Source organism: Afipia sp. GW823-FHT06G09 (assembly GCF_058794875.1).
In genome coordinates this window covers 1,524,914-1,535,431 of sequence record NZ_JBXAHF010000001.1, presented here as the reverse complement: position 1 = coordinate 1,535,431, position 10,518 = coordinate 1,524,914, and the positions used below count along the sequence as shown (strand labels likewise).

The window sequence follows — 10,518 nt, the reverse complement described above, 5'->3', positions numbered from 1 at the left end:
GCTTGTCGAGTCCCGCGTCCTCCCGCCAGGGCAACTTCTTCGGCATGGTCGGCATGACCATCGCGATCGCCACCACGCTGGCGGCGCATCCGCCGTCGGGCCAAATCGGCTGGATTCTCGTGATCCTCGGTATCGCCATTGGCGGCGGCATCGGCGCGGTGATCGCCCGCCGCGTGCCGATGACCTCGATGCCGGAACTGGTCGCTGCCTTCCACTCGCTGGTCGGTATGGCGGCGGTGCTGGTGGCAGCCGGTGCGTTCTACGCGCCTGCCGCGTTCGACATCGGCACCCGTGGCAACATCCACGCCTCCAGCCTTGTCGAAATGTCGCTCGGCGTCGCCATCGGCGCTCTCACATTCACCGGCTCGGTGATCGCGTTCCTGAAACTGTCGGGCCGCATGAGCGGCGCGCCGATCATCCTGCCGGCACGCCACATCATCAACATCGTGCTTGCGCTGGCGCTGGTCTATTTCATCTACGGCCTCGTGGTGTCGCAGAGTCAGGTGGACTTCTGGCTCATCACCATCATCGCGCTGGTGCTCGGCGCCCTGCTGATCATTCCGATCGGCGGCGCGGACATGCCGGTCGTGATCTCGATGCTCAACTCGTATTCGGGCTGGGCGGCGGCAGGCATCGGTTTCACCCTCGGCAACTCGGCGCTGATCATCACTGGCGCGCTGGTCGGCTCGTCGGGTGCGATCCTGTCCTACATCATGTGCCACGCGATGAACCGTTCCTTCATCTCGGTGATCCTCGGCGGCTTCGGCGGCGAGACGGCCGCGGCCGGCGCCGCTGGCACGGGCGAAGTGAAGCCGGTCAAGCTCGGCTCCGCCGACGATGCGGCCTTCATCATGAAGAACGCGCAGAAGGTCATCATCGTGCCGGGCTACGGCATGGCGGTGGCGCAGGCGCAGCACGCCCTTCGCGAAATGGCCGACACGCTGAAGAAGGAAGGCGTCGAGGTGAAGTACGCGATTCATCCGGTGGCAGGCCGCATGCCCGGCCACATGAACGTGCTGCTGGCCGAAGCCAACGTGCCTTACGACGAGGTGTTCGAACTCGAGGACATCAACTCGGAATTCGCGCAGGCGGACGTGGCTTTCGTGATCGGCGCCAACGACGTGACCAACCCGGCGGCGGAAGAAGATCCGAAGTCGCCGATCTATGGCATGCCGGTGCTGCAGGTCTGGAAGGCCGGCACCGTGATGTTCATCAAGCGCTCGCTGGCGTCCGGTTACGCCGGCGTCGACAACCCGCTGTTCTATCGTGACAACACCATGATGCTGCTGGGCGACGCCAAGAAGATGACCGAAAATATCGTCAAGGCGATGTAGGCGCGCATCAGCCTTTCCATTCGCGAAAGCAAAAAGGCCGTGCTGTATGCACGGCCTTTTTTGTTACGCCTCTCTTGGCAATCGATGGATCGCGCAGAGCTTGTTGCCGTCCGGGTCGCGCAGATAGGCGATGTACAGCTTGACGCCGCCGCCTTCGCGAATGCCCGGCGGATCTTCGCAGGTTGTGCCTCCGTTCGCGATCCCGGCCGCATGCCAGGCATCGGCCGCTTCGGTCGAAGCGGCAGCAAACCCAATCGTCCCGCCATTGGCTGGGGTGGCAGGCTTGCCGTCGATGGGCCTGGAAACCGAAAACGTCCCGGTTTTGGTGCGGTAAAAGATGCGATGGCGATCGACGATCGCGGGCGGCACGCCGAGCGTCCCCAGCAGATTGTCATAGAAAGCCTTGGCGCGATCGAGATCATTTGTCCCGACCATGACGTGAGAGAACATTCTTTTCGTTTCCTTCCCAAAAACAGTCCTTTTTGGTTAAGGCATCTTGCTTCCGGGTGCAAATTTCCCCCTAGCTGGCTAGGTCTTTTGCAATCGTGCCGTTAGAGTGAACGCATGAGTGGACAAACACACATGCCGAGGTCAGCCTGGGTCTATCCCGCGCTGGCCGTTTTGCTTTACATCGCTACCGAAATTCCCGGGCTTGGCATCGGTTTTACCCGCTCTCCCGCCGGGCTTGTCTTTGCAGCGGTGCTGCTTGTCGTTCTGTTCGGCACTGTGTTTGCCGCCGTGCACCACGCCGAGGTGATTGCTCACAGGATTGGCGAGCCGTTCGGCACGCTGCTACTGACCCTCTCGGTCACTATCATCGAGGTTGCGCTGATCGCCACCATCATGCTCGGCGAAAGCGGCGTACCGACGCTGGCGCGCGATACGGTGTTCGCGGTGGTGATGATCGTGTGCAACGGGCTCGTGGGTATCTGCATTCTCTTTGGCAGTTTGCGCTACCGCGAGCAGGATTTTCAGGTCACCGGCGCGAACGTCTATCTGAGTGTGCTGATTGTGCTTGCTACCATCACGCTGATCCTGCCGAACTACACGGAAACCACGCCGGGCCCCGTTTATTCGGCGAGCCAGCTTGGCTTTGTCAGCGTTGTGACCATCGTGCTCTACGGCGTGTTCCTTTACACCCAGACCATCCGGCACCGTGACTACTTCATCGCCGGCGCAAGCGATGAAGATGACGGTCACATGCCATCCAGCCGTATGCTGACGATCAGCGGGATTCTTTTGCTGGTGTCGCTGGTCGGCGTGGTGATGCTGGCCAAGAAGTTTTCTCTGGTCGTCGATGCGGGTGCGGCCGCCATCGGTGCGCCGCCGGCGTTTGCCGGTGTTGTCGTGGCGCTGTTGATCCTGTTGCCGGAAGGCGTCGCCGCGCTGTCGGCCGCGCGCAAGAACGACCTGCAGAAGAGCATCAACCTCGCGCTCGGCTCCTCGCTGGCCACCATCGGTCTGACCGTCCCGGCCGTTGCGATCGCCACCTACATCCTCGACAAGCGGCTGGTGCTCGGTCTTGAGACGCGCGACACCATGATGCTGGTCATGACCTTCCTGGTCAGCCTTGCCACATTCGGAACGGGCCGCACCAATATCCTGTACGGCCTGGTCCATCTGGTGATGTTCGCGGTGTTCCTCTTCCTGGTGCTGGTGCCGTAGCGGCATCGCCGAGCCTCCGCGCGGGCTTACCGGGAACGTCTAAAATTCCTGACAAAGCCGTTACCCGGCGTTTTCCCGGCCTTTGCCACCGATCCGTCGCAGTTGATCCCTCAATCGGCCCAAAAGTTCCCTCATCCATCTCCGCGCGGGGAGTTGCGATGATCAAGAAGCTGTTCACCAAGTACTTTTTAGAAGTTATTCCGTCGATCGTGGCGACGGTGGTCGGTGCGTATATCGTCACCCACTACATCAACGCCAAGTCCGAAACGGACAAGCCGAAAGCTGCGATCTCGGCCCCCGCCGGGACCTCGAAGGATGCCGCCCCGCAAACGCTGAAAGCAGACGACTCCGGCGACAAGGTCTCAAAAGAGAGCGCGAAGGCCGAGGCCGCCAGGCTCAAGGCGGAAAAGCTTGCCCTCGAAAAGGCCGCGGCCGAGCGGTCGGCGGCTGACCGGGCCGAGAACGCGAAGCGGGCCGCCGAAAAACTTGCCGCCGAGAAAACCGCCAGCGAGAAGGCCGCCGCCGACAAGGCTGCTGCCGAGAAACTCGCCAGCGACAAGGCCGCTGCCGAGAAGCAGGCAAAGCCGGTTACGAAGTCCGCGCCCGTTGTGCCGCTGCCCGCCGAAGCCAATGCCGCCTCCGACGACCGGCGCGACGCCAACGATCTGGCGCGGGCCGCGATCGAACGGCTGCGCAATGCCAAGACCTCCGAACAGCCGCGTGCGCCGGAAGCCGCGCGTGCCGAGGAACAGCCGAAAGCGGAGCGCGCCAGGGTCAACAGCGTTGTTTATGCGCCGGCAGCCGCCCCGCAGCAGCCGGCGATGCAGCCGCTGCCGCCCGCGGTGACTGTTGCGCCGGGACCGAGCGAAGCGGCAGTCACGCCACCGAAACCCTTCCCTGAGCCCATTTCCGGATCATCCGACATCCGGGCTGACGATGGTTTGCGGCTGACGCCGCCCGCGGATATTCCTTCGCGGCCGCTGGATTTGCGCGCGAAACAGGGCCGGATCTCGTCTGTGACGGAAGATGTTGTCTCGGCCGCGAAGTCGGTGTTTCACGCCGTGGTGCCGGAATCGAACTAGACGTGTCGCTTCGACGCTCGGATGAGAGAACTGCAGCATCTCCCATTCAAGTCGGCGTGTTGCCCTGAGCCGCTTAATAGCACCGCGTGATATTCACGCTGACGGTTTCTTCCGCGCCTTCGCGCCGCGGGACCTTGACGGTCTGCCTGGTGCATTCCTGCACATAAGGTCTGTCGGACGGCGCGACCGCCGGCGGAAACCGGTGTGACCAATCCCAGGGAACGTCATAGGTGTACGTGTAACGGACGTCGCCCGATGATGGCGGCACGGCATCCACCACGCCCGGTTCGGCATATGATGGTTCGTAGAACAGGCCTGCCGTGCCCGGCCAGAAAGTCCCTGCGTGGTGTCCCCGGTGACGATGCAGCGGCCGGCCCGCTGACGGACGGAAAGCCGGCCGCGCCGAACCGGAGCTTCCAGCATATGCGATTGCCGGATCGGCAAATGTCTCGTTCGGGGCAAGGACAAGCGCGACTGCGCCAAGAGAGGCGATAAGCGCTCCGTACATTCGATACGTCATGGCGCGCACCAGTTCCAAGTTGCGAGCAGCACTCATGGCACGCTAGGTCCGGCTTTTCGGGCCCGCAAACTCAGACTTAATAATTGGTTAAGGCTTAATCTTAACGGGCCGGCTGGTGGCGTCGACGATATCCAGAAACTCCTTCACCGTGCTGACCGCTCCGGGGCTCGCCGCGAGATAGCCGGGAAGTTGCGTGACCGCATCGCGGAACGCATCGCCCTTCATGATGTCGAGCACGCGCTGCATCGGTTCGGTGTCCAGAAACGCGCGGCGGCAGACGAAGAAATAGTCCTCCGTCAGCAGCCGGACGAAATCGAGTCCGAACTGCCTGGCGGCGGCTTCGACGCCGAACGCCGCATCCGCCATGCCGCTCGCCACATAGGCGGCCACGGCGGCATGGGTGAATTCCATCTGCTGCGCGCCATTGATCCTCGCCTCGTCGATCTTGTGCAGTTTCAGCAATTGGTCGAACAGCGTGCGTGTGCCGGAATCGTGGTCGCGGTTGACGAAGCGCGCCCTGGTTTCGACGAGGTCGCCCAGCGATCCGATCCTGAGCGGATTGCCGGACTTCACCATCAGGCCCATCTCGCGGGTCACGAAGCTGATGACGCGATCCTCGCGCGGATCGAGCCATTCCCGGCAGGCCTTGACGCTTTGTGCGCGCAGCTCGCCACGCGGGATATGGACGCCGGACAGATCGCAGGCACCCTGCGCCAGCGATACCAGCGAGTTCTGGTTGCTCACATAGCGCAGATCGACGCCGATGCCGGGTTCCTTGTCGAGCAGCTCGCGCAGCTTTGAGACCGCGAATCCATGGCTTGCGTGCACGCGGATGACTGACGGGCGCTGATGCAGGAAGGGCTTGATCTCGGTGGCGAGTTCCTGAGCGAGGTTTTCGAGTTGAGGGCCGAGCCGCGCCTGCATGCGTTGTCCGGCCCACACCAGTTTCTCGCCGAATGCGGTCAGCGTCGTGCCTTTGCCGCGATGGGTTTCGACCAGCGGCACGCCGAAGAACTCCGACCATTGTTCAACCAGATTCCAGACATGCCGATACGAAAGCCCGGCGTGGTCTGCGGCACTGGTGAGTTTGCCGGATGTGCGGATGTCATTGAGTACGCCGAGCATAACGACGGCGGTTTGCGGGCTGCCTTCCTTGTGAAACCGCCAGACGGGTTCGATCTCGATCTGCAGCATCGTGACGTCCTTATGAATCCAATTTCATATGATCGTGAGTCATTGGCATATCATATCATATTTACTGGGGGATTTCTAATGAACAAACTCAAGAAAAGAACAGGAGAAATATGATGTCAATTGCATATGACTATTCCCCCGGTACGACCGCGCACGACAATGCCGTCGTTCTCCGCAAGCAACTCCTCATCGACGGTCGCCACGTCGAGTCGGTCTCGGGGCGGACCTTCAACACGCTCAATCCCGCCACAGGGCAGGTGATCGCGACCATCTCGGAGGGCAATGAGGCCGATGTCGACCGGGCGGTCGATGCAGCGCGCCGCGCCTTTGAAGGGATCTGGGGCACCATGCGTCCCGCAGAACGTGGCCACATCCTGTTTCGTTTCGCGGAGCTTCTGAAGAAGCACGGCGCAGAGATTGCCGAACTGGAAAGCCGCGATGCGGGCAAGCCGATCGCCGCCGTGCTGCGGCAGGATCTCCCCGCCGCCATCGACACGCTGACCTATTACGCGGGCTGGGCCGACAAGATTCACGGCGACACTGTGCCGACGCGCAGCGATGCGTTGACCTATACCGTGCGCGAGCCGGTCGGTGTGGTCGCGGTGATCGTGCCGTGGAATTTCCCGCTGATGATCGGCATGTGGAAGCTGGCGCCAGCGCTGGCCTGCGGCTGCACCATTGTCATGAAGCCTGCCGAGTTGACGTCGCTGTCAGCGCTGCGCCTTGGCGAGCTTGCGCTCGAGGCAGGTCTGCCGCCGGGCGTGCTCAACATCGTGCCTGGTCCCGGCCGTGTGGTCGGCGACGCGCTGGTCAATCATCCCGGCGTGGACAAGGTGACTTTCACCGGTTCGCCCGGCGTTGGCCGCGGAATTCTCAAAGGCGCGGCAGGCAACTTCAAGCGGGTGTCGCTCGAACTCGGCGGCAAGTCGGCCAACGTGATCTATGACGACGCCGATCTCGATGCGGCGACCAAGGCCGCAGCCGCAGGCATCTTCTTCAATGCCGGGCAGGTGTGTTCGGCAGGCTCGCGCGTCCTCGCGCACGAGAAGGTCTATGAAGAAGTGGTCGCGCGGCTCACCGCCCGTGCCGAAGCACTGCGCATGGGCGACACCGCCGACAAGACCACAGCGCTGGGGCCCGTGATCTCCGAGAAGCAGATGAAGTCGATTCTCGAGTATGTCGACATCGGCCAGAAGGAGGGCGCGACGCTTGTCACCGGCGGCCAGCATGTCGGAGATCGCGGCTACTACATCAGCCCGGCGGTGTTCGCGAATGTGAAGCACGAAATGCGGATCTCACAGGAAGAAATCTTCGGCCCGGTGGTCAGCGTCATCAAGTTCAAAGATGAAGCTGATGCGCTGCGGATCGCCAACGGCACGGCATTCAGTCTCGCGGCGGGTGTGTGGAGCCGCGACATCGGTCGGGTGCAGCGTTTCGCGAAGAAGGCGAAGGCCGGCACGGTCTGGATCAACACCTATGGCTATACTGATGTGCGGTTGCCCTGGGGCGGTGCGGGTGACTCGGGCTTCGGCCGCGAGCACGGCACCGAAGCGCTGGCGAACTTCACCGAGCCGAAAGCGGTGTGGATGAATCTGAACGTTTGAAATCTCCCTCTCCCCGCTTGCTGGGAGAGGTGAAGAGACGCACAGCTCAAACAAAAACGCGGGCCGAAAGGCCCGCGTTTTCATATTCAAAACTATTGTGATCGCTTAGCGCGGTCCGCGCGGACCGGCGCCAGCGCCGCCACGGCCGCCAGCACCACGGTCTGCGCCCGGACCGGCACCGAACACGGGCTTCGGCTTCATCGGCAGCAGGCCTTCGCGCTGCAGCTTCTTGCGCGCAAGCTTGCGGGCGCGGCGAACGGCTTCCGCCTTTTCGCGGGCCTTCTTCTCGGAGGGCTTTTCGTAATGACCGCGGAGCTTCATCTCGCGGAAAATGCCCTCGCGCTGCATCTTCTTCTTCAGCGCCTTGAGAGCCTGGTCGACATTGTTATCGCGGACGAGAACCTGCACGCGGCATCCTCTTTGGTTTCAATCAGGAAATTCTGGGGACGACAAAGGACTGGCTAAAGGCCACGCCCTTCCCATCGAAGGCGCGGATGTACCAGATCAAACCGCGAATGTCCACTGTGGACCGGGGTTTTTCAGGGGCCGGAGCGGCCGATTTTCGGGCAGAATCCCGGTGCCGGGCCGCGATTCGGAGGGGCTGGAAAGCCCCGGATACCGGGTTCCTGCGGTCCCCGCCGCCGGATAGTCCTGCGGCACGATCAGGGGAGAATCAATATGAACGCGAAAAAGTACGCCGCCGAGGTCATCGGCACGTTCTGGCTGACGTTTGCGGGGTGCGGCAGCGCGGTCCTTGCAGCGGCCTTTCCGCAGGTCGGCATTGGCCTGCTTGGGGTCTCGTTTGCCTTCGGCCTGAGCGTTGTCACCATGGCGTTCGCCATCGGCCACGTGTCCGGCTGCCACCTCAATCCCGCCGTCACGGTCGGGCTCGCCGCCGGCGGACGGTTCCCCGGCGGACAGGTGATTCCCTACATCATCGCCCAGGTCGTCGGCGCGATCCTGGGCGCGGCGCTGTTGTACGTGATTGCCAGCGGCAAGGCCGGTTTCGATCTCGCGGGCGGCTTTGCGTCCAACGGCTACGCCGACCATTCGCCGGGCAAATACAGCCTGCTGGCCTGTTTCGTCTCCGAAGTGGCGATGACGGCGATGTTCCTGTTCATCATCATGGGCGCCACCCATGGCAAGGCGCCGGCCGGTTTCGCGCCGCTCGCCATCGGCCTTGCGCTGGTGATGATCCATCTGGTCAGCATTCCCGTCACCAACACCTCGGTGAACCCGGCGCGCAGCACCGGCCCCGCCCTGTTCGTCGGCGGCTGGGCCATTCAGCAACTCTGGTTGTTCTGGGTCGCGCCGCTGATTGGCGGCGTCATCGGCGGCGTGGTCTATCGCTGGCTGAGTGACGAGCCGGAAGGAATCGTCACCGGCAGGTAACGCCTGATCTTCAGATAAAGACGGAGGCTGTCGCGAGCGATCGCGGCAGCCCTTTTATTTCTGCTTTTGGGGAGCCTTGACCTCGGTCACATGGCCCATCTTGCGGCCGGGGCGCGGCGCGCCCTTGCCATAAAGATGCACAGTGGCGCCGGGGACGCCCAGCCACTTGCCGTAATCGAGGATGTCGTCGCCGATCAGGTTGGTCATGGTGACGTCGCCATGCCGGACCGGATGCGCCAGCGGCCAGCCGGCGATGGCGCGGATGTGCTGCTCGAACTGCGACACCGACGCGCCGTCCAGCGTCCAGTGGCCGGAGTTGTGCACCCGTGGCGCAATCTCGTTGACCAGCAGGCTCGGGCCGTCCTTGCCGGGCACCACGAACAGTTCCACCGCCAGCACGCCGACATAGTTCAGCGCGGTCGCGATCTTCTCGGCGATCACGCGGGCCTGTGCCGCGAGCTCATCGGAAATGCGCGCCGGTGCGTGGGAATACTTCAGAATGTGGTCGCGATGCTCGTTCTCGGTGACGTCGTAGCAGACCACTTCGCCACTGGCGCTGCGCGCGGCGACCACGGAAATCTCGCGCTCGAACGGCACGAAGGCTTCGAGGATCGCGGAGCGCGTTTCGAGATCCGCCCACACCGTTTCCGGATCGTCGCCTTCGCGGACCACGACCTGACCCTTGCCGTCGTAACCGAAGCGCCGGGTCTTGAGCACGGCGGGCAGCCCGATCTGGGCGATAGCGGTTTTCAGATCCTGCGCGGAGGAGACATCGGCATAGCGTGCGGTGGCGATGCCGAGCTTGCTCACGAAATTCTTTTCCGCCAACCGGTCCTGCACGGTTTCCAGCACCTGCGGATCCGGCAGCACCGGACGGCGGGCCGACAGGATCATCGCGGTCGAGGAGGGAATGTTCTCGAACTCGTAGGTGATGACGGCGACATCGGATGCGAACAGTTCGAGCGCTTCGACATCGGCATATTCCGCGCAGGTCGCGTTCTGCACCACGTCGAAGGCCGGCGAATCCGGATCCGGCGAAAACACCTGCGCCTTGAGGCCGAGACGTGCTGCGGCGAGCGCGAGCATCCGGCCCAATTGTCCGCCGCCGAGAATTCCGATGGTGTCGCCTGGTTTCAGCGTCACCCGACCTGAAGATGTCACTTAGTTTCTTCCTTTGGGCGCTCGCTCACGGCCTCGGTCTGTTGCTTGCGCCATGTCGCAAGCCGGGTTGCAAGGCCGGCATCGTTGAGCGCCAGCACACTTGCGGCGAGCAGGGCGGCATTGATAGCGCCCGACTTTCCGATCGCCAAGGTGCCGACGGGGATTCCGGCAGGCATTTGCACAATGGAGTACAGCGAATCCACGCCCGACAGCGCCTTGGATTCGACCGGCACGCCGAACACCGGGAGTTCCGTCAAAGCCGCCGCCATGCCGGGCAGATGAGCAGCGCCTCCTGCACCGGCGATGACAACCTGGAACCCCGCCGCCTTGGCCCCCTTGGCGAAGCTGTAGAGCCGCTCGGGGGTGCGGTGCGCCGAGACGATGCGCGCCTCGTGCGCGACGCCGAGCGCGGTCAGGGTCTCTGCGGCATGGCGCATGGTCTCCCAGTCGGACTGGCTTCCCATGATAATGGCAACGAGGGTGGTCATCTGGAATCTTCAAAAAGGGCCGAAAAAGAGGGCGGATTATAGGGTTGCGCCCCTGCGAGGCAAGCTAATGCGACACCG

The 10,518-nt window shown here is 63.0% G+C and carries 11 protein-coding genes; 5 read left to right on the top strand and 6 right to left on the bottom strand.

What is annotated here, in order from left to right; translation table 11 throughout:
- The coding region (locus AC1Q67_RS07570; RefSeq protein ID WP_492238142.1) for an NAD(P)(+) transhydrogenase (Re/Si-specific) subunit beta at positions 1 to 1,334 on the top strand (1,334 nt) is incomplete at its 5' end.
- A 63-nt stretch (positions 1,335 to 1,397) separates the two neighbouring features.
- Here the strand turns inward: AC1Q67_RS07570 and AC1Q67_RS07565 are convergent.
- Positions 1,398 to 1,784: a VOC family protein gene (locus AC1Q67_RS07565; protein ID WP_492234603.1), complete on the bottom strand. Its 387-nt coding sequence runs from the start codon at positions 1,782 to 1,784 to the stop codon at positions 1,398 to 1,400.
- A 114-nt stretch (positions 1,785 to 1,898) separates the two neighbouring features.
- On the opposite strand from AC1Q67_RS07565, the gene AC1Q67_RS07560 reads away from it, so the two are divergent.
- Positions 1,899 to 2,999: a calcium:cation antiporter gene (locus AC1Q67_RS07560; RefSeq protein ID WP_492234604.1), complete on the top strand. Its 1,101-nt coding sequence runs from the start codon at positions 1,899 to 1,901 to the stop codon at positions 2,997 to 2,999.
- A gap of 158 nt (positions 3,000 to 3,157) precedes the next feature.
- Positions 3,158 to 4,081, top strand: a complete 924-nt coding sequence (locus tag AC1Q67_RS07555) for a cell envelope biogenesis protein TolA (protein WP_492234605.1) — start codon at positions 3,158 to 3,160, stop codon at positions 4,079 to 4,081.
- A 73-nt stretch (positions 4,082 to 4,154) separates the two neighbouring features.
- Here the strand turns inward: AC1Q67_RS07555 and AC1Q67_RS07550 are convergent, their stop codons facing one another.
- Both AC1Q67_RS07550 and AC1Q67_RS07545 read right to left on the bottom strand, forming a co-directional pair.
- Positions 4,155 to 4,601, bottom strand: a complete 447-nt coding sequence (locus tag AC1Q67_RS07550; protein WP_492234607.1) for a hypothetical protein — start codon at positions 4,599 to 4,601, stop codon at positions 4,155 to 4,157.
- An 87-nt stretch (positions 4,602 to 4,688) separates the two neighbouring features.
- Positions 4,689 to 5,795, bottom strand: coding sequence for a substrate-binding domain-containing protein (locus AC1Q67_RS07545; RefSeq protein WP_492234608.1), 1,107 nt, complete (start codon positions 5,793 to 5,795; stop codon positions 4,689 to 4,691).
- A gap of 113 nt (positions 5,796 to 5,908) precedes the next feature.
- Here AC1Q67_RS07545 and AC1Q67_RS07540 point away from each other — a divergent pair, with 113 nt between their 5' ends.
- On the top strand, positions 5,909 to 7,399 hold the full coding sequence (locus tag AC1Q67_RS07540; protein ID WP_492234609.1) for an aldehyde dehydrogenase family protein: 1,491 nt from the start codon (positions 5,909 to 5,911) through the stop codon (positions 7,397 to 7,399).
- A 105-nt stretch (positions 7,400 to 7,504) separates the two neighbouring features.
- Here AC1Q67_RS07540 and rpsU read toward each other — a convergent pair whose 3' ends face one another.
- Positions 7,505 to 7,807, bottom strand: a complete 303-nt coding sequence (gene rpsU, locus AC1Q67_RS07535) for a 30S ribosomal protein S21 (RefSeq protein WP_492234611.1) — start codon at positions 7,805 to 7,807, stop codon at positions 7,505 to 7,507.
- Between the two features lie 270 nt (positions 7,808 to 8,077).
- Here rpsU and aqpZ point away from each other — a divergent pair, with 270 nt between their 5' ends.
- Entirely contained in the window at positions 8,078 to 8,791 is a 714-nt protein-coding gene (gene aqpZ / locus AC1Q67_RS07530) for an aquaporin Z (RefSeq protein WP_492234612.1), read from the top strand.
- A 54-nt stretch (positions 8,792 to 8,845) separates the two neighbouring features.
- On the opposite strand, the gene AC1Q67_RS07525 is transcribed toward aqpZ, so the two are convergent.
- Positions 8,846 to 9,952, bottom strand: coding sequence for a 5-(carboxyamino)imidazole ribonucleotide synthase (locus AC1Q67_RS07525; RefSeq protein WP_492234613.1), 1,107 nt, complete (start codon positions 9,950 to 9,952; stop codon positions 8,846 to 8,848).
- Positions 9,949 to 10,440 (bottom strand): 5-(carboxyamino)imidazole ribonucleotide mutase, encoded by a 492-nt coding sequence (purE, locus tag AC1Q67_RS07520; RefSeq protein ID WP_024574306.1) that lies wholly within the window; start codon positions 10,438 to 10,440, stop codon positions 9,949 to 9,951. Before purE ends, AC1Q67_RS07525 begins: the two co-directional genes overlap by 4 nt.
- Between the last annotated feature and the right edge of the window lie 78 nt (positions 10,441 to 10,518).